The following is a 16,079-nucleotide window of genomic DNA, read 5'->3' as shown; positions in this document are numbered from 1 at the left end:
TAAATATTAAGCTGATCGGATTATACGGAATAATAACACAAAAAGTCAAGATATAAATTTTAAAAATATTTTTATGATTATCTGGGAATTTAAGATTTATAAATATAATCCAGTCTGTTTATTATTGGATCGCTATATATAATTTATTGGCTTACGATTTAATGTATTATATAGTTTTAGTTTATGGCGGTTATATATAATTTACTGGCGGCAAAGCCGATCGGGGATCGTGGTAGTATGTAGCGTATTATTGTTATATTTACTTTACTAGTTTAAAGCGTTATTTATTGGCAGTATTTAGGTTACTGTGGTTATATTTAATTTATCGGCGGCACCGCCGATCTACTTGGTTGGTAGTTTAGAGGTTTAGATCGGGATCGTAGTGGTATGTAGGTTACTATCGGGATCGTCGCTACACGACCGCAAGGATCTAAACGTCCAGCGGTCGAACGCTTACCGGATCGGTTGTATGAGGTGATCTGATCTCTGGCTATAGGTAATCTAAAAAGTCAAGTTTAGCCTCTGGCGTGAGATCCGATCGCTACCGACAGCGAAAACATAGGGCTTTAGCGAATCATTACCGCAAAAAAATAAAAAAACGCCATCTTTCGGGCTCTGCACGAAAGCCGAGGGGGAGTCCAGAGGGGGGCGAGGGACGCCCTCCTTTGGACTTGGCTAGCGACACAGTATATTATTATATATAAATTATATACAGAGATTAATATTCTTTTTTAGTAAAAGGGTGATTAAAAGATATAATAGATAATAGAGTTATTAAGGGGGTACGGGGGAGAAGAAGAGGAAGAAGGAAGAAAAGGAAAACTAAGGGGAAAACCCTTTTTTCTTCGACCTGCCACCGTTCGGGAAAGTTATTTTTTGCTTTTTGCGCTGTTACTGCCCTATCTGCTCTTGTTGGAATCCCGTTCGTCATCTTCGGGGCTCTGGTGCTCTTCCGGGTGTGCATCCAGTCCAAAACTCGATCGCTATCCCCTGCTTTTCTCTCGTTGGAATCATCCGCAGAAGTGCGGCGGCTTTTGGCTTGCCTGGATTTATATAACTATCAAATAAAATCTGACGTGATTTTGCATTTTAATCTATCAAGTGGGTATTTTATCGACTTGCTGATTTTTAAAGGCAAATTAAGATTTTAAAATAACGTCACTCAATAAACCAGATTGATCGCTTGCCTTGGAATCCCTGGCAGCAGTCCAGCAGATCGCAACCTCCAAGGGTAAATCTAAAATTTTAGAAAAAGGATCGCCCCCTGCTCTACTTGGAATCATATATACACTAAATGATTTTTACATCAATTTGCCATTTTAAAATGCTTTATGGAGACTTTACCGCCTAGGCGATTTAAAAGCCAAAATTAGAATTTTAAACTAATATAATCAAATAAAGCCGTTCTATCTACTGCATCAGCTTGGAATCAGATCGCCATTCCGGCAGAATCTACCCGGCTTTTATTGGAATCATCAAACATAGAATTTTAAGAAAAGTTTTATATAAATTTAATAATTAAAATTGGAGTATCGTTAAATATTTCACGCAAAAATATACTTGCGGCGTCCGGATGCATCCGATACCGGAACAAAAAATCGGACCGCCTGCAATAGCGATCCGAAATTATTTGAATTGTTTATGCTATTTATAAAATATTGGTGGGGCGGTTGCCCGCCCCTGGTGGTTTAGTCCTCTAACGTGCTTTGTAAGTTTCCAGAATCTTCTGGAGCTTTGCGTTTTTCTTTTCGCTGTCTGTCTCTTCCTTGGCTTCTGCCAGATCATCAATCAGAAAACGAATAAAGCCGTTAAACTGTTTATCAGTCATTCCCATGTCCTGCATCCTGTTCTCCTTTCTCCGGCTCTGCGGTTATTTGTAAGTTCTCTTCCTTACAAGTATTATTATATCATTTTGTGCCTTATATGTCAAGTGTTACTTTGTGCCTTATTTCAAAATTTTCTCTTCCCTTTCAAGTTTTTCTGCCACTGCTAACTTGATAAAATTGTTTATACTTTTATATCCAGCTTTTTCGATCCGCTCTTTTGTGCCAGACTCAAAACGGCAGTTGACACGCTCAAATTTATCATCATATTTATATATGGCTTTGCGCTGTGCCTCTGTTGTTTTTAATGTTTCCATGATTTTCTCTCCTTTATGCATACATTAAACGCCCTTTAGGCTGCGGGATCTCTCGTCCTAGCATTTCGGCAGTTTCGATCCATTCTCGGATCACCTGCTCAGCATTTTTTAGCGCTTCGGCTGCTGTTTTTCCGTCAGCCTTGCAGCCTGGAAGCTCTGGAATTTCCACAATGTAACATTCGTCTTCATTTGACCAATAAAAGATCATTTCGTACTTATACATCTTTACACCTCCATTTTATACTGGATAATCAAGCCCCGGATTTGCTTCACTTGGTACGCTTTCGCCTTGTTTCCGTCCGGTTGAATATTGATAATTTCAGCAACTCCAACTTTATAATAAATAAAGTGATCGCCTTTGATCCGGCATTTAAACCCAAGTGAATCTAACAATTTTTGCAAATCCGAGAATTTGATATTTTTATCTTTTGTGCCACTTTTTACATCTAGGAGAATCTTGTCTATTCCCGGCATTTTTGCACCTCCTTTAATATCATTATAGTATAAGTGCCTTATATTGTCAATGATTATAAGCACCTTATATATTCTTTATAATTTTCACTTTATTTTGTGCCTTGTATTTGTATACTATGCATATTGTTTTTTGTGCCTTATATCTGTTATACTTTAGCCATAAACAAAAAACATTCACACAGCCCCCAAGCGGGGCAGAAAGGTTGGAAATTATGAAAAAAATGATTATTGGATTTTTACTAGGTGTAGCAATGACGGCGGCGGTTCTGGGCGCGTATGCTCATTATAACATGGTCGACATGAATCGCGTCGTGGACATCCAGACAAGCGACGAGGGCGCGATGATCGTTATTGATTCCGGCGACGGTTATTATTGGGAGAGATAAAAAACGGGGATTTTTCCCCGGGATGCCCGAAAATTCGAAAATACCACTTGAAAACAGAGAAGCCAACAGCTATAATATACTTAACAGGAAAGCCGGAAAGAAAAGCATTTTTCCCGCCCCGGCGAATAAGAAACTATTAAAAAATAGCTGTCACGTGACTCGCCAAAGTACAGGACGGCTATTTTTTATGTCTATTTGAGTATATCAAGAATTAATCCGGCAATAGCAATAGCAAGCATTATTTTCTCGTATGTGCTCATTTGCACCACCTCCGTATATGCTCGGAGCGGTGCCGCTCGTCCCCCGGCTCCCCGGTTAAGTACACTATATTCTATTTTCTGGAAGTATTTTCGAATTTTCCCAATATTAACAGCATAGCATTCATATAAATAAAACGCAAGCAAAAAGCCGGGAGGGTTTAGAACTCCTTCCCGGTTGCGCGGTCGATGATTTTCACATCGCATTCAAGGGCTTCAGCGATTTTTTCAACATCTGAATAACTCATCGAATCTCGAAAAAGTTTATTGCTGAGTGGCTGCGGCTTCATCCCGATTTTTTCGGCTAATTCAGAAACTTTTATATTTTTCTCGATCATTACTTGTTTGATTTGCTTACTTGCTCCCATGCTATCACCTCACTTTATGGAAATAATAGCATTTGATTAGAAAAAAAGCAAGGGCAAAAAAATATAATCATTATTAATTATGCTTTACTATTGACTTTATAATCATTTTTGATTATAATAGCATTATCAAACAAATGAAATAATCATTTTCGATTAAGAAGGGCGGTATATATGAAATACTTTAAAAATGTAACATCTTATGAGGATCTGAAAAATCAGTATAGAGGCTTACTGAAAGCGAATCATCCGGATAACGGCGGCAACGAGGAGACCATGAAAGAAATTAACATCCAGTATGATGCACTTTTCGCAATCTGGAAGAATCGCCAGGAAGAAAAGACGGGCGAAACAATCCATGAAACAGCATCGGGCACCCGTTCAGAATTTTATACCGAATTCGGATGGAAGGGATCAAATCATAGTTGGGATCGCTCACTTAAAGAAGTAGCTCAGATCGTCCGGGCATATGTGAAAGAAAAATATCCGACTTATAAATTTAGCGTTAGAACGTCCTACGCGTCCATGTGTCAAGAATTACATGTTGCTTTGAAAGAAAGCCCGATCGAGATTTACAAGACTGTTGATGAGCTGACCAATGATGATAAAATCGCATTTTTACGCAAAGCAAACCGGAATAACCTTTGGACTCTGGACACCTGGAATGATGAGGATTTTACCGCAGAATACAACCGGATCACCGCTGAGCATGGCAATTTTTACAAAGTATTAAATGAGGCAACGCAGGCGGTTATTGATGACGTGGATGCGTTTGTAAAGTCCTATAACTATGAGGATTGTGACGGGATGATCGATTATTTTGATGTTGATTTTTATTATTTCGGATGCTGCCAGAATAACGGCGAAAGCATCGCGATCGTACCAAAAACGGCACGGCTCAAAAATCCAAAAGCTGATCCAGCGATCCGCAAGTCCACCAAAACAGCACAGGAACCGCAGGCAACCGAAGAACCGGAGAAAATCGCGGAAAAATCTGGCTATACCTACAAGATCACCCGCGGACAGGATACCAGAGACGGATCGGACCTTTGGATCGTCCGAATCGCTGAAGAACTAGATCGGGCTGGATACATCGCGGAAAATAAAGCGATGAAAGCCCGTGGAGCTTACTACAGCAAGTTTCTGCATGGTTTCCTCTTCCGCTTCGATCCGGCTGTGGTTCTGGGGATGGCATAAAAAAAGAGGCGGGTTATTCTCCCGCTTCTCTCTCCATCTTTTCCGCGATCGCCTGCTTGATGTAGCCGTTCACGGTTTGCCCGGCTTGCTCTGCTGCTGATTTTAGATTATCGTAATCTTCCAGTTTTAGATCGAGCGGGACGCGCTTCAATTTTTTCTTTTGGTAGTCATATAGATAATTTTTTCTTTCTTGAGACATTACCATAAAAAAGCCCCCTTTCCACCGCTAACATAATTCTATCACAAAAATCAAGTTATGTACATATCAATATTTTACAAAGTTATGTACATAATATTATGCAAAATGTCAATAGTAATTATGTACATAACAATATATAATTATGTACATAACAAAGAGATTTAAAAACAACCAAGATGAAGCGCTGGAAATTCTCCGCGCTGAAGCTAATGACAAAATATAAAAAAAGAAAAGGAGAATAAAAAATGAAGAGATTTAGAGACGCAGACGGAAAGCTGAATATTACATTCGAGGAACTGAAGACAACGACAGCGCGGGAGGCGGCAAGCTACTACCAGATCGGCGAAATCTATAAGAATGCTGATGATGGCCGGGAATATGTTTACTTGGCAAATGATGATTGCCTGGCACACTTCCAGAGCTTTGACGGATACAACTTATTTATTCCGATTGATGCTCTTGGCTCGTTCTTGCCGGATGTCGCAGATGATGATCGGGTTCTGGAGATTGTAAACGATTGAGTTAAAAAGGGGGATTTTGTATGTTTGATTTTGTTTATGTTCTGGCGGTTTTCGCCGGTGGCTACGGATTCCGGCTCTTGGTTGACTTCTTCCGGACCGATGATCTTTAAAATTTAGTCAAGTTGGACTTTTACCGGGGATCGTTTCCCCGGTTGCCTTTTCCAAAAAATCAGAAAATGGAGGTATAAAACCATGAAAAAAATAAAACAGTTCTTGGAGAATTCCGGGATCGAATTCCGGGTAGCTGAATGGGGCGGATCGTATTTTGAGGACGATCGGAAGAATTGCCGGGTGTTTGGTCTCCTGGTGTCGTTTGATGGATGGCATGATCCGGATGCATCCAGTAAAAAAGCGGCGTTTTTGCAGCATATGAGCCGATGCCGTGCTTATGATGTCAAGCCGATCCGCAGCTATGGGATCTATTCGTTCCGGGTGCTGTCGGTATTTGATGCGGCTAGGCTGGATAAATATGATCGTGAGGTTTCCGACGCTATAATTCTGTTCTGGGCGACTGAGCGCGCCAAGCGGATGTAGGCGGCAATGATGGCATAATTTAGATCCGGCGGCTGGTGCCTGCCTTTGGGCGGTTCGATTCCGCCCGGATTTTTCAAAATTTCCTAGCGCCCAGGGTCAAGGGCAGAAAGGCAATCTATGCAATTTACGGCATCGCGTGCAGTTTTTGAGGGTGTATCTGGTTATATGGTTCAGCAGGTGCGACCGGACGGATCGATCGCTTCATCTCAGTTTATGGATGATTCCAGCTTTTCCGCATTCTTTACAGCTTTAGGCATTCAGCCGCTTATTCTGGATAACTGACGGGGGATCTATTCGATCCCTCTTTTTCTGATCGCTCTGACGGCTCTAGGCTGATTCTGGGCGGTTTTGTGATATCTTGGCAACGGACCCGCTTCTGCTGCTTATTGGCAGCATTTCCGCTGTTCTGGGGTCTTCCTGGTGTTCTGTGGTCTGCTTTCGTCCCCATGATTTGGGCGATCCGCAGATTTCCCGGGGTTGACTTAGTGCGATCCGTGGATTATACTGCTGATATACTGGCGGTAGTTGTATGGATAGATTCCGCGCCCTGCTGCGGGTTTTGTTGTACTATGTTTAACGCGTTTAAAAGCCAATTAAAGCCGTTTTTCGATTCTGTCGTACACTTATAAGCATAATACTATTCAAAACGATTCTGGGCGTTCTGGTGCTTTGTATGTATATGTTTATATAGTATTTCATCGCCGTTTTGGTTGTTGCCACGAATCCGGTTTATGCGTTGTATAATGTGGCTTGTTCCTGTCGCTGTGATCGGCTGTGCTGTAATCTTCTGCCATCCTGCGGATGCTACGCCGATCGTCTATTCCGACGCAAGGTTTCCGCAGGCTGTTAGCCTTTGAGCCGTTCCGCTTCTTCTGGCATCGCTTCCAATATTTCCGGCGATGCTCTGGATGCAGTCTCCGATCGTCTCATCCATCAACGACTCAACGGAAATCCAACAGGCTTCCAGAATGAATTGGGTCGATTTCTGGAGTCGGTGTCAAAAATCGAAAAAAATCGCACTTCAAAACGAAATTTCTAGACATATTTAGGGGGTAGGGGGGTATCAAAAGTAGCCCGATCATGGTGGCGGAAAAAATTTTTTTTGAAATTTTTCTGGGAAAATCAAAAAGAGCAACCAAATTAATGATTGCTCTCCCCACTTGACTGGCGTACTTATAAATACGCTTAATACATAGTATCAGCTACCAAGCGTATACAGTCTATCTCTAGCTGCGATTTTATTATATGGAATAACTATGGGAATGTCAAGGATGTGTTAATTCTAAGTATGCTTAAGGTACGAACGACAAACACATTTACTATTATCTCCATGGTCGTCATCATACCACAACACATTGAAAACACTGCCTGTCATGTATCCGTACAATCTATGATTACCCGTTATCCGCAAAGAAATCAGCGCTTCAGCCTCTATATACTTTTCAGCCAATCTATCTTGTGCAATCTTGTTTAAATCATCCAAATCCAAAGAATGATTTTGTTTTTTGTCCTTAACAAGTATTTCACTCCAAGTTTGTGTTTCAAATGCTTTCAGCCTTGGTAATATTTCTGTCCAGATCAATTTACCCATGTGTCCTTGCGAAAAAGCCCACATTTCAGTATCTGAATTCGCAAATGACCATGCCGGCGTCTGCGAATAATATTGTGCAGGATCTCCACCTTGAGCAATGCTTTTACCTTTCGGAATTTCTTTTTGCCTTACTTGCTTATTTTTCTTAGAGCCCGCCATAATACAACGCCATGCTTTCTTTAGTAATCACATGATTACAGCCTGCTCCAGATGGTACGCCTTTTCTTGCGTTAATCCAAGGATCCTCCATGTGGGTAAGCTGACTTAACCACTGTGCATCATGACTACCATAATGTTCAAGTACCTTATCAATTGTATCTTTCTGGTCCTCGGACAAGTCGCCTATGCCTCCGGTTTCATCGCTCGCACTTGCAGAATAGTTTCCCTGTGTTTTATAAACAACTCAGGACAAACCGGACCATTGGCCCATGCCTGAAAATCCTCATTAAATAAAGGAGCATCATCCCAAACAAGTGCCCATGCCTGAGAATAATAACATAGCTTCTGAAGCTTCATTGTTGACATAGAACCAGACTTCTCTAAGATGTATTTAGCTGTATCAAATACATTTGCCATGATTTCTCCTCCTCTCTTTTATTTATATTATAACATGGTTGTCAACTCGCCCGCAATCAAAAAGCCACTGAACTAATGTGCAGAAATTACCACTGTCGAAAATTCGACACTGGCATCTATTCTGATGCGAAACTTAGCGAAACTTAAAAGGGAGCCCTGGCACTGATGCCAAAACTCCCCATGTAAATACTAGGCGCAATATCTCATGGCGTACATTTTCACGATGTGCTCGAAAATTGCCTTGTGCTTAGGCTTCGCAAAGATGATCGCCAGCTTTGTTGTTTCGCTCTGGATAGCCGCCTTTGTGTTTCCGGCTCTCTCCATACGCTTGATTTTGTTCTGCTGCAACCGGCTCAGGTTAGTGTGAGCCGTAACCTCCAGTTCCCCGTACAGTTTCGACCAGAGTTCCCGGTACTCGATCCCGCTCTTGATGGAAATCTCCCGGACCCGCGCATTGATCTCTGCTTTCCAGTCAGCAATCGGCTCCGTGAAAATTTCTTTCATATTTTGAACTGTGGTTTCCACCTTGTCAATCTTATCTGCCTGCCGTTTCTGCTCCAGTTCGATCTTCGTCTGAGCATTAACTATCGCCCAGACCCTCTGCAATTCTGGAGACAAATTAGAATAATCAAATGCCCCCGTTCTGCTCTCCTTATACTTCTCTTCTACTTCGATAAAGTATCTGCGAACCTGCTTGCCTTTCTCGTTGCGCTCAAGCATCGCCATTTCCTTGGCGGTGTCGAGTTTGATGACGTATTCTAGCTTTGGCCTACCACCAGTAGGTTTTTCACAATTTTGTGAAAAACTCTGATAATCCTCTTTTTCTACTGCATCGCACTCGTTTAAGCGATTTTTTATCCAATCACGATAATTACTTTTTACGCCTAAAACTTCATGAAGCTCCGACCCATACACTACCTTCTCGCCTGTATCTGTCACATATACTGGAACAAGAGCGTTCTCAATTACTCTGAAATCATCTGACATGGAAATGCCCCCTTTTCTGTCCAAAGATATACCCTAATTTGAGTAACTTTTAGTTTCGCTAAAATTTTAGCGAAACTCCGAAAGCCTTTATTTTCAAGCACTTTATGCCCCAAAAACGGGTCAATGTGTCCTCTTGTGGTCCTTGTGAATATCCTCCACAATGATGTGAATGTATCTCAGGATCTTCGGGTCGTCGATGTCCTCCAGCATTTTATTGATGTTTTTCTTGTAATCCATTTCCGTGAAATCTCCTTTCAAACACTTGAAATTCCCGCCTGGAGATGGTAGTATAAGCAGTGTAAGATATTTACTTACACTACCACTTTCATTGTGGGATGGAGAGTAGAAAAGCCAAGCCGACCAAAGCACTGCTTTTTCTACTCTTTTTCTGCATCCAACATAGCCTTGATGCCCTCAATCATTACATACGATTTAGTCACGTTATGAATCTTGCAATACTCTTCCAAAGTATCATCAAATTCTTTAGAAACTCTGCATCTAATCGTAACGCTTTTTACGTTACTAGCTATGCTTTGTTTTTGTTGGCTCATTCCTTTCCTCCTTTCAGTGTAGCCACAATGCAATTATATGAATGTAGCCACATTCTGTCAACCCCTAATTTCAAAAAAAATCAAAATATATTTTAAATGGTATCTTTACTTTGGTTTCGAGCTGATTCCATAAGTTTAATCAGCAAATCCATCGGCATAGTAGTTTCTTGAAGGTCTGCAAGCTGTTTTTCCCGCTCTTCATTAAGTTGGCATAATTTTGAAACCACCTCAATAACAGTCGGAATGGAAAAACTTCCCTCCATTAATAACTTAATTGAAGCATTAAACACGCAATCATCTTGATACTGTTTTACATATTTTTGATCGGCTTTTACTAAATCAAATATAATATTGTGTTCCATTACTTCTCCCCTCTCACTTTCCAAATTTTTGAATGTTTGAATATACCATCCTAATTCCGTCCATGACAACCTCGTATTGAGTTTGATCCAGCTGCTGGCAACATGCCTTGAGTAATTCTTTATCCTGCCGGGTGGCTCTGACTACTATATATTCTTTCTTCGGATTGCTAGTCGGCCTGCCACGCTTTGCACTCACTTTTCTACCACCTCCCAATATTAATATGCTTGCGTACGTATATATTATAAATTATGTATATACATAATTCAAGGGATCTGAACTATTTTTGTATATACATAATTCAAAGACATCAACACACCTGCCAAAATTTGGAAATAGACATCGGATTGTACATGAAAAAATACAATATTTCTACTTGCGTGGAACAAATTGACACATTATACATATTCCAACAATGAAGGGAGGAGTGCGATGAGGATCGAACAGGACACCAACCAAAAGAAAGTTCCGCAGCCTTGGAAAAAATGGATCCTTCTATTAGCAATTATTCAGATCCTGACAGTGAGCCAGATGTGGCAGATGAACCAGAAGATTTGGAAGGCTTTGGTTCATCAGAGCCAAGATGTGATTCAGCTTGGGGAGCGTTTGAGCGATCACCTGGAGAATGAGAATCGCCATATTGAAGCGATGAATCAGCTACTAGAGGAATGTAATCAGATGCTGGAGGGGTATTTGAATCAGATTTCCAACTGATAGTCAATAGCATCTAAAAGTTCAAACTAACATACACATTTTAATAAGGAGGATTTTATTATGCAAACAGTACAGCTTTTTAAATCAGCTGATTTTGGGGAAATCAGAACACTTGTTTTGAACTCTGAACCCATGTTTTGTTTGGCAGATGTGTGTAAAGCATTAGATATTTCACACGTTACAGATGTAAAGAAACGTTTAAAAGAAGATGGGGTCGCTACTGCCGAGGTCATCGATAGCATAGGCAGAAAACAGTGTGCCACATTTATCAATGAACCAAATCTGTACAAGACAATCTTTCAAAGCAGAAAACCTTCTGCCGAACGATTTACCGACTGGGTTACATCAGAAGTTCTTCCGTCCATCAGAAAGAATGGTATCTATGCAACCGAGAACATCATCAATCAGATTCTGGAAAATCCAGACTTGGGAATCGAAATGTTCACTAAACTGAAAGAGGAACGTGCAGCTAGGGCAAAAGCTGAACAGCAAGCAACTCTTCTTCAAAACGAAAATGATCTGCTTACCCAGGAAGCATTAGAATGGGCGGACCGTCCGTTGATTAATGCATTGGTTCGTGCTTACGGTTATGGAATCGATGATTTTTCGCAGGGATGGCGGGACTTTAAGAAAGAGTTGCTGTATCGATATGGAATCAACATTAATGCTAGAATTACAAATCATCTGAATAATTCCAATAGTAAGCAGAAGCCTAAAACGTTAGATATGCTGGATGATTCTGAATTGCAGAATGCTGTCACTACTGCTGTTGCTCTCTGCCGGAACGAATGCATTGATATCAGTGGGATTATCGAACAGAAGTTGAACAGAAAGGAGGAGATCGCATGAAAACATTTATTTACTATGTGTCCGCAAGTGGATTTTGGGTTATGACAGCCTTATGGGTGGCATGGCTTGTTGGATATCCAATTTATCGAAAATCAAAATGTCAAGAAACTCTTGGAACCGGTTCTTTATATGGCGAGGCTTACTGCTTTTGTGCGTTCTTATGAACATTTTCAATCTCATCACTCATCTTACAAAATAACGGCATCTCATGTGGTGGTGGAATAGGTAGACACGCGGGGAGGGGTTCCGTAGTAGCGATGGAAATGTCTCGAATCTAGTATGGGAAAGTAAGAAGTGTGAGCGGAACTGTGCATGGTGCAAATCCATGCCCACATGAAATTAAATTAAGAAAGACGAAAGGCGGGTCGAATATGACAAGTGCTTATACAGAACTTATTAAAAATGGAACAATTACATCTGGCACAGGATTCCTAAAGATTTGTTGCCGAGAATTTGAAATTTGTTCAAATATGAGAGATGCCCCTCTTACTTCTCCCATTCCAGAGCATTTTGAAGCAGACGAATTCTATAAAAAGAATTACGATAAGGCTTCCAAAGAATGGGCTAAATGGCAAAAAATTTCTCTTGATGAAGCAAGAAAAATCATGGTACAGCAGCATGAAAATGATTTAGAGTCAAAAAAGAAAACTCTTATAGATTGGAAATTAGAAAATCAGAAATTCCAGAAAATCTTGCACGAAGTTGAATTCTGGATCGCTCCTACTCCGCAGCACGAAAATCTGAAAAAGTTTGCTTTAAGTCAGTTAAATTATGCTATGCATTCTCAACAATCCATTGACAACCTGCAAGCCAACATCGATGCAGCACTTAATACCAGCGTTGAGGTAGTAAAGGCATACGTCGAAGAACAAAAACAATGGGCTGAAATGAAGGTAGACCGAACTTACAAACAATGGGGTAAATCTATGAAAGATGCTGCCGACAAGAATGTTTGGATGAAACAGTTTTTGGACAGTCTGGAGCTCATGGAATCCAGAAAAAACAAAAAAACTATCTTCTTGATTGCCGGCCGCAGCGCTGTCGGAAAAGTAGCCTTGCCAGAGAAGTGTGTAAACGCCTGGGGCTGAAAATGGTAAAATCATATACTACCAGACCGATGCGCCCCAATGAAGATTCAGAAACATCGGATCATATTTTCATTACGCCAGAAGAAGTTGAACAGTTTCGTCAAGATATCGTGGCGTATACTCGCATTAACGGCTATGAGTATTTTGTGACATCTGATATTTTAAGTCAATCTGATGTATATGTAATTGATCCAAATGGAATTGAAAATTTAATACAGAATGCCGGAGAATCATATAGATTTGTCCAGATTTATATATCTACTCCATATAAAATCGCCTTAGAACGCGCGATAAAACGTAGCGACAAGAACTTTGAAGAACGCAGAATAAGCGAAAATTCGCAGTTTAAAACATATGAGGAAAATAATTCGTGGGATTATTTTATCGAAAATATCAGGGACTTTGAAAGTGCTGTGGATATGCTTGCGGATATTATGAGAAATAGCCGGGAGGGGATAAATATTGAATAACTTACAGGTAATTGAATATAGAGGAAAACGTGTTCTGACAAGCCAACAGTTGGCGGAAGTATATGGAACAGACAGCAAGACAATCTCATACAATTTTAATTATAATCGTTCAAGATACATTGAAGGTAAACATTTTATATGCTTAACAGGTGATGAATTGAAGCGTTATAAAACAAATCTGGAAATTCACGAATCGTCTAGGATTAATAAATTATATCTCTGGACTGAAAAAGGTGCTTTTATGCACGCCAAATCCCTCAATACTGATACAGCATGGGAAGTCTATGATCGCCTGGTAGACAGCTATTTCCAGAAGAAAAACGATGATGGCACACCGGTTACATATCGGGATGCTATTGCTCAACTCCTTGAAAGCCTTGACCGTGAAGAAGAGCTGAAACGTCAGCTTGATGTTAGCAAAGACTGGTATTCCATCAAACGTGTGGCGGCATTAAATGGTGTCAACTGGAAAACATTCAAATGGCGAAAACTAAAAGCTGCCGGAGAACGCCTTGGATATGAAGTCAAAAAGGTATTTGATGCCAATTATGGTGAAGTCAATACTTATCATAAAAACGTATGGGCGGCAGTATATCCAGATTATGAATTGTAAAAAAATGGAAACAGTTACACGAAAGGAACAAATGAACAATGAATACTATCAAAATTAAATATCTGAGTGATGATATTGAGAAACTGAACAAAATTTCTGTAGGCGATTGGATCGACCTTAGATGTGCCAAAGAAACTGTTTTGAAAGGCGGTGAATTTGCTCTGATTCCTTTAGGAGTGGCAATGCAGCTTCCAGAAGGATATGAGGCTCTGATGGTTCCACGTAGTAGTACATTTAAACATTTTGGCATTATCCAGACTAACAGCATGGGCGTTATTGATGAATCATATCGTGGAGATAACGATCAATGGCATTTCCCAGCATACGCGATGCGAGACACGGTAATTCATATCAATGACCGTATTTGTCAGTTCAGAATTGTAAAGCATCAACCGGAAATTGAATTTCAGAAAGTAGAAGATTTAGGCAACCTCGACAGGGGAGGAATTGGTTCGACAGGGAAAAATTAAATTATTCTAAATTTTTTTATACATCTATTAATGCCGTCCGTGGTGTGGTACAATTTTTATAAAAGAACGGTTATGTTATGGTTTGAGTTGCCTTTTCTTTAACCGTAATATGGCGTCTTAGACTGTTCTAAGGCGCCGTTTTTAACTGTTCTAAATCAAAAAGGAGGATTGATTATGGCATACATTAAAAAGAAAAGTGAATCTGCCTACCTGATAACTGTCAGCTGTGGGCGTAATTCAGTCGGTAAGAAAATAACCCGATCTGTGACATTCACACCTGAATTGTTGACGAAAACAGGCAAGCAAAAAGCCAGAACTGTCATAGAACGAGAAGTCAATGCATTTGCAGCCGACTTTGAACGCAAGATATTAACGGGGCAGTACACAGACGGGCAAACTATGACATTTGAGAAGTACGCCGCCAAGTATCTGGCAGAATACGCCGAAGAGAACCAGGCACCGCGAACGCTACAATCTACTCAATCAGCTATCAATGAATTTATAAGCGCGTTCGGATATATGACGCTGGAAAACCTCACGCCGCTCTATTTGCAGGAATATGTAAATACTCTGCTGAAGCGTAAAAAGTCGGACGGTTCCGGGGAAACGCTCTCATGTGGTACGGTCAAGCGTAAAGCCGCAGTTCTGTCTGCTATGCTCTCGCAGGCTGTCCGCTGGAATCTTCTAACCGCGAACCCGATGGAGCGCGTACAGATAAAAGCACCGGACACGCCGGAAGACGAGAAGATCGTGTTCTTCTCGCAACCGGAAGCTGAACACTTTCTCGAAGCTCTGAATAATCCAGCCTATTACACTGCATCCGGAAGGCTGGCACACCCGCTCAACACCACGGCGCAGCGCCTCGATGATCTCAGGGCAAACCGACGCAGCATGACACAATATAAGTTTTTCTTTTACCTGGCAATTTTTACCGGATGCAGGCGAGGAGAACTCATCGCCCTCACATGGGATGATCTGAACTTCGAAAAGGCAACTGTCAGCATAATGAAAAGCGTTTGCCGCGTAAAGAAAAAACTCATCGTGAAGAGCACTAAGACGAAAAAGTCCGCCCGCCTTATCTCGCTTCCGGCGATCGTTCTCTCACTGGCGCGGGAATGGAAGAAAGAACAGGCATATTACAGGCTTTCGATTGGCTCCCAATGGAAAGACGGCGGTTATATCTTTACCCGCTGGAATGGGGAAATGATGGGACTTGAAACGCCTTACCAGATTTTACACCGCGTTATCAACAATTACAACGCCGCCCAGACAGATGAAAGCGCCAGACTACCGCTTATTCCTCTCCACGGGCTCAGGCACACCGCCGCCACCCTGCTGATCGGTTCAAATGTTGATATTCGCACGGTTTCAAGCCGATTAGGACATGCCGACGTAACTACAACACTAAATATTTACAGCCATGCTCTAAAAGAACTCGACCGAAAAGCTGCTGATACTCTGGAAAATGTTCTGACGAACAAAGCCTAACTTTTCTGGATGGTCGATAAGTGGTCGATAAGATTGCAAAAATCCGCTCTTTGCGGACAGAATTTTTTATATCCGGGCATAAGAAAAACCCTTGATTTACAAGGGTTTCCACTCATCAGCTCCCTGCCGGACTTGAACCGGCGACCTACGCATTACGAATGCGTCGCTCTACCAACTGAGCCAAGGAAGCATTTTAATTTGAAAAAATGCTCTGGAAAACCCAAAGCAACTTTCGATGACCTGTCCGGG

25 protein-coding genes and 1 tRNA gene are annotated in these 16,079 nt (G+C 41.1%); 13 read left to right on the top strand and 13 right to left on the bottom strand.

All coding sequences use genetic code 11. The features are described from left to right. Positions 1-1,696: 1,696 nt before the first annotated feature. The 4 genes from DWX91_RS16800 to DWX91_RS15310 all read right to left on the bottom strand — a co-directional run bounded on the left by DWX91_RS16800 (position 1,697) and on the right by DWX91_RS15310 (position 2,614). Positions 1,697-1,843: a hypothetical protein gene (locus DWX91_RS16800; protein ID WP_182435104.1), complete on the bottom strand. Its 147-nt coding sequence runs from the start codon at positions 1,841-1,843 to the stop codon at positions 1,697-1,699. Between the two features lie 102 nt (positions 1,844-1,945). Then, positions 1,946-2,140: a hypothetical protein gene (locus DWX91_RS15320; RefSeq protein ID WP_118539609.1), complete on the bottom strand. Its 195-nt coding sequence runs from the start codon at positions 2,138-2,140 to the stop codon at positions 1,946-1,948. Positions 2,141-2,153: 13 nt separating this feature from the next. Continuing rightward, complete coding sequence (locus DWX91_RS15315) at positions 2,154-2,363, bottom strand: type II toxin-antitoxin system HicB family antitoxin (RefSeq protein WP_118539607.1); 210 nt, start codon at positions 2,361-2,363, stop codon at positions 2,154-2,156. A 2-nt stretch (positions 2,364-2,365) separates the two neighbouring features. Beyond that, positions 2,366-2,614, bottom strand: a complete 249-nt coding sequence (locus tag DWX91_RS15310) for a type II toxin-antitoxin system HicA family toxin (protein WP_118539605.1) — start codon at positions 2,612-2,614, stop codon at positions 2,366-2,368. 212 nt (positions 2,615-2,826) lie between these two features. On the opposite strand from DWX91_RS15310, the gene DWX91_RS16795 reads away from it, so the two are divergent. Then, positions 2,827-3,000 carry a hypothetical protein gene (locus tag DWX91_RS16795; protein WP_182429140.1) on the top strand — a complete coding sequence of 58 codons (174 nt, stop codon included), beginning with the start codon at positions 2,827-2,829 and terminating at the stop codon, positions 2,998-3,000. 418 nt (positions 3,001-3,418) lie between these two features. Here DWX91_RS16795 and DWX91_RS15300 read toward each other — a convergent pair whose 3' ends face one another. Beyond that, on the bottom strand, positions 3,419-3,625 hold the full coding sequence (locus tag DWX91_RS15300) for a helix-turn-helix domain-containing protein (protein WP_118539601.1): 207 nt from the start codon (positions 3,623-3,625) through the stop codon (positions 3,419-3,421). Between the two features lie 171 nt (positions 3,626-3,796). Between DWX91_RS15300 and DWX91_RS15295 the strand changes: the two genes are divergently transcribed. Then, complete coding sequence (locus DWX91_RS15295; protein ID WP_118539599.1) at positions 3,797-4,819, top strand: LPD29 domain-containing protein; 1,023 nt, start codon at positions 3,797-3,799, stop codon at positions 4,817-4,819. Positions 4,820-4,832: 13 nt separating this feature from the next. Here DWX91_RS15295 and DWX91_RS15290 read toward each other — a convergent pair whose 3' ends face one another. After that, entirely contained in the window at positions 4,833-5,024 is a 192-nt protein-coding gene (locus tag DWX91_RS15290) for a hypothetical protein (RefSeq protein ID WP_118539597.1), read from the bottom strand. Between the two features lie 239 nt (positions 5,025-5,263). Here DWX91_RS15290 and DWX91_RS15285 point away from each other — a divergent pair, with 239 nt between their 5' ends. From DWX91_RS15285 to DWX91_RS16790, 3 genes are all read left to right on the top strand, one after another. After that, positions 5,264-5,539 (top strand): hypothetical protein, encoded by a 276-nt coding sequence (locus DWX91_RS15285; protein WP_118539595.1) that lies wholly within the window; start codon positions 5,264-5,266, stop codon positions 5,537-5,539. A 192-nt stretch (positions 5,540-5,731) separates the two neighbouring features. After that, positions 5,732-6,073 carry a hypothetical protein gene (locus tag DWX91_RS15280; protein ID WP_118539593.1) on the top strand — a complete coding sequence of 114 codons (342 nt, stop codon included), beginning with the start codon at positions 5,732-5,734 and terminating at the stop codon, positions 6,071-6,073. A gap of 117 nt (positions 6,074-6,190) precedes the next feature. Continuing rightward, positions 6,191-6,355 (top strand): hypothetical protein, encoded by a 165-nt coding sequence (locus DWX91_RS16790; protein WP_182435103.1) that lies wholly within the window; start codon positions 6,191-6,193, stop codon positions 6,353-6,355. Positions 6,356-7,355: 1,000 nt separating this feature from the next. Here the strand turns inward: DWX91_RS16790 and DWX91_RS15275 are convergent. The 6 genes from DWX91_RS15275 to DWX91_RS15260 all read right to left on the bottom strand — a co-directional run bounded on the left by DWX91_RS15275 (position 7,356) and on the right by DWX91_RS15260 (position 10,140). Next, positions 7,356-7,823: a hypothetical protein gene (locus DWX91_RS15275; protein WP_118539592.1), complete on the bottom strand. Its 468-nt coding sequence runs from the start codon at positions 7,821-7,823 to the stop codon at positions 7,356-7,358. Next, a complete protein-coding gene (locus tag DWX91_RS18280; RefSeq protein WP_412693927.1) occupies positions 7,810-8,001 on the bottom strand; it encodes a type II toxin-antitoxin system antitoxin SocA domain-containing protein in 192 nt (63 codons plus the stop codon). Before DWX91_RS18280 ends, DWX91_RS15275 begins: the two co-directional genes overlap by 14 nt. Positions 8,002-8,006: 5 nt before the next feature. Then, positions 8,007-8,240: a type II toxin-antitoxin system antitoxin SocA domain-containing protein gene (locus DWX91_RS18275; protein ID WP_412693926.1), complete on the bottom strand. Its 234-nt coding sequence runs from the start codon at positions 8,238-8,240 to the stop codon at positions 8,007-8,009. Positions 8,241-8,429: 189 nt separating this feature from the next. Next, complete coding sequence (locus DWX91_RS15265) at positions 8,430-9,227, bottom strand: antA/AntB antirepressor family protein (RefSeq protein WP_118539590.1); 798 nt, start codon at positions 9,225-9,227, stop codon at positions 8,430-8,432. A 377-nt stretch (positions 9,228-9,604) separates the two neighbouring features. After that, on the bottom strand, positions 9,605-9,778 hold the full coding sequence (locus DWX91_RS16785) for a hypothetical protein (RefSeq protein WP_182435102.1): 174 nt from the start codon (positions 9,776-9,778) through the stop codon (positions 9,605-9,607). Positions 9,779-9,870: 92 nt separating this feature from the next. Beyond that, the gene (locus DWX91_RS15260; RefSeq protein ID WP_118539588.1) at positions 9,871-10,140 is read right to left on the bottom strand and encodes a hypothetical protein; all 270 of its coding nucleotides are present in this window, start codon (positions 10,138-10,140) and stop codon (positions 9,871-9,873) included. Positions 10,141-10,570: 430 nt separating this feature from the next. Between DWX91_RS15260 and DWX91_RS15250 the strand changes: the two genes are divergently transcribed. The 8 genes from DWX91_RS15250 to DWX91_RS15220 all read left to right on the top strand — a co-directional run bounded on the left by DWX91_RS15250 (position 10,571) and on the right by DWX91_RS15220 (position 15,830). Continuing rightward, positions 10,571-10,852 (top strand): hypothetical protein, encoded by a 282-nt coding sequence (locus tag DWX91_RS15250; RefSeq protein ID WP_118539584.1) that lies wholly within the window; start codon positions 10,571-10,573, stop codon positions 10,850-10,852. Positions 10,853-10,912: 60 nt separating this feature from the next. Next, the gene (locus DWX91_RS15245) at positions 10,913-11,701 is read left to right on the top strand and encodes a Bro-N domain-containing protein (RefSeq protein ID WP_118539582.1); all 789 of its coding nucleotides are present in this window, start codon (positions 10,913-10,915) and stop codon (positions 11,699-11,701) included. Beyond that, a complete protein-coding gene (locus DWX91_RS16780; RefSeq protein WP_182435101.1) occupies positions 11,698-11,865 on the top strand; it encodes a hypothetical protein in 168 nt (55 codons plus the stop codon). Before DWX91_RS15245 ends, DWX91_RS16780 begins: the two co-directional genes overlap by 4 nt. Positions 11,866-12,072: 207 nt before the next feature. Beyond that, entirely contained in the window at positions 12,073-12,789 is a 717-nt protein-coding gene (locus DWX91_RS15240; protein WP_118539580.1) for a hypothetical protein, read from the top strand. A gap of 2 nt (positions 12,790-12,791) precedes the next feature. Then, entirely contained in the window at positions 12,792-13,259 is a 468-nt protein-coding gene (locus tag DWX91_RS15235; RefSeq protein ID WP_118539578.1) for a hypothetical protein, read from the top strand. Next, positions 13,252-13,872: an ORF6N domain-containing protein gene (locus tag DWX91_RS15230; protein WP_118539576.1), complete on the top strand. Its 621-nt coding sequence runs from the start codon at positions 13,252-13,254 to the stop codon at positions 13,870-13,872. Before DWX91_RS15235 ends, DWX91_RS15230 begins: the two co-directional genes overlap by 8 nt. A gap of 38 nt (positions 13,873-13,910) precedes the next feature. Continuing rightward, a complete protein-coding gene (locus tag DWX91_RS15225; protein WP_118539574.1) occupies positions 13,911-14,342 on the top strand; it encodes a dUTP diphosphatase in 432 nt (143 codons plus the stop codon). A gap of 174 nt (positions 14,343-14,516) precedes the next feature. Then, positions 14,517-15,830 carry a tyrosine-type recombinase/integrase gene (locus DWX91_RS15220; RefSeq protein ID WP_118539572.1) on the top strand — a complete coding sequence of 438 codons (1,314 nt, stop codon included), beginning with the start codon at positions 14,517-14,519 and terminating at the stop codon, positions 15,828-15,830. 117 nt (positions 15,831-15,947) lie between these two features. Here the strand turns inward: DWX91_RS15220 and DWX91_RS15215 are convergent. Next, positions 15,948-16,020, bottom strand: a tRNA-Thr gene (locus DWX91_RS15215). Between the last annotated feature and the right edge of the window lie 59 nt (positions 16,021-16,079).

The organism is Clostridium sp. AF22-10 (genome assembly GCF_003478725.1).
Lineage (GTDB): Bacteria > Bacillota > Clostridia > Lachnospirales > Lachnospiraceae > Otoolea > Otoolea fessa.
The sequence above is the reverse complement of the archived record's forward strand: the minus strand, read 5'-3'. Positions and strand labels throughout refer to the sequence as shown.

What these genes read in the sequence shown, in the direction of transcription:
- DWX91_RS16800 (WP_182435104.1), bottom strand. Translation starts at nt 1,843, where the DNA reads ATGCAGGACATGGGAATGACTGATAAACAGTTTAACGGCTTTATTCGT.
- DWX91_RS15320 (WP_118539609.1), bottom strand. Translation starts at nt 2,140, where the DNA reads ATGGAAACATTAAAAACAACAGAGGCACAGCGCAAAGCCATATATAAA.
- DWX91_RS15315 (WP_118539607.1), bottom strand. Translation starts at nt 2,363, where the DNA reads ATGTATAAGTACGAAATGATCTTTTATTGGTCAAATGAAGACGAATGT.
- DWX91_RS15310 (WP_118539605.1), bottom strand. Translation starts at nt 2,614, where the DNA reads ATGCCGGGAATAGACAAGATTCTCCTAGATGTAAAAAGTGGCACAAAA.
- DWX91_RS16795 (WP_182429140.1), top strand. Translation starts at nt 2,827, where the DNA reads ATGAAAAAAATGATTATTGGATTTTTACTAGGTGTAGCAATGACGGCG.
- DWX91_RS15300 (WP_118539601.1), bottom strand. Translation starts at nt 3,625, where the DNA reads ATGGGAGCAAGTAAGCAAATCAAACAAGTAATGATCGAGAAAAATATA.
- DWX91_RS15295 (WP_118539599.1), top strand. Translation starts at nt 3,797, where the DNA reads ATGAAATACTTTAAAAATGTAACATCTTATGAGGATCTGAAAAATCAG.
- DWX91_RS15290 (WP_118539597.1), bottom strand. Translation starts at nt 5,024, where the DNA reads ATGGTAATGTCTCAAGAAAGAAAAAATTATCTATATGACTACCAAAAG.
- DWX91_RS15285 (WP_118539595.1), top strand. Translation starts at nt 5,264, where the DNA reads ATGAAGAGATTTAGAGACGCAGACGGAAAGCTGAATATTACATTCGAG.
- DWX91_RS15280 (WP_118539593.1), top strand. Translation starts at nt 5,732, where the DNA reads ATGAAAAAAATAAAACAGTTCTTGGAGAATTCCGGGATCGAATTCCGG.
- DWX91_RS16790 (WP_182435103.1), top strand. Translation starts at nt 6,191, where the DNA reads ATGCAATTTACGGCATCGCGTGCAGTTTTTGAGGGTGTATCTGGTTAT.
- DWX91_RS15275 (WP_118539592.1), bottom strand. Translation starts at nt 7,823, where the DNA reads ATGGCGGGCTCTAAGAAAAATAAGCAAGTAAGGCAAAAAGAAATTCCG.
- DWX91_RS18275 (WP_412693926.1), bottom strand. Translation starts at nt 8,240, where the DNA reads ATGGCAAATGTATTTGATACAGCTAAATACATCTTAGAGAAGTCTGGT.
- DWX91_RS15265 (WP_118539590.1), bottom strand. Translation starts at nt 9,227, where the DNA reads ATGTCAGATGATTTCAGAGTAATTGAGAACGCTCTTGTTCCAGTATAT.
- DWX91_RS16785 (WP_182435102.1), bottom strand. Translation starts at nt 9,778, where the DNA reads ATGAGCCAACAAAAACAAAGCATAGCTAGTAACGTAAAAAGCGTTACG.
- DWX91_RS15260 (WP_118539588.1), bottom strand. Translation starts at nt 10,140, where the DNA reads ATGGAACACAATATTATATTTGATTTAGTAAAAGCCGATCAAAAATAT.
- DWX91_RS15250 (WP_118539584.1), top strand. Translation starts at nt 10,571, where the DNA reads ATGAGGATCGAACAGGACACCAACCAAAAGAAAGTTCCGCAGCCTTGG.
- DWX91_RS15245 (WP_118539582.1), top strand. Translation starts at nt 10,913, where the DNA reads ATGCAAACAGTACAGCTTTTTAAATCAGCTGATTTTGGGGAAATCAGA.
- DWX91_RS16780 (WP_182435101.1), top strand. Translation starts at nt 11,698, where the DNA reads ATGAAAACATTTATTTACTATGTGTCCGCAAGTGGATTTTGGGTTATG.
- DWX91_RS15240 (WP_118539580.1), top strand. Translation starts at nt 12,073, where the DNA reads ATGACAAGTGCTTATACAGAACTTATTAAAAATGGAACAATTACATCT.
- DWX91_RS15235 (WP_118539578.1), top strand. Translation starts at nt 12,792, where the DNA reads ATGGTAAAATCATATACTACCAGACCGATGCGCCCCAATGAAGATTCA.
- DWX91_RS15225 (WP_118539574.1), top strand. Translation starts at nt 13,911, where the DNA reads ATGAATACTATCAAAATTAAATATCTGAGTGATGATATTGAGAAACTG.
- DWX91_RS15220 (WP_118539572.1), top strand. Translation starts at nt 14,517, where the DNA reads ATGGCATACATTAAAAAGAAAAGTGAATCTGCCTACCTGATAACTGTC.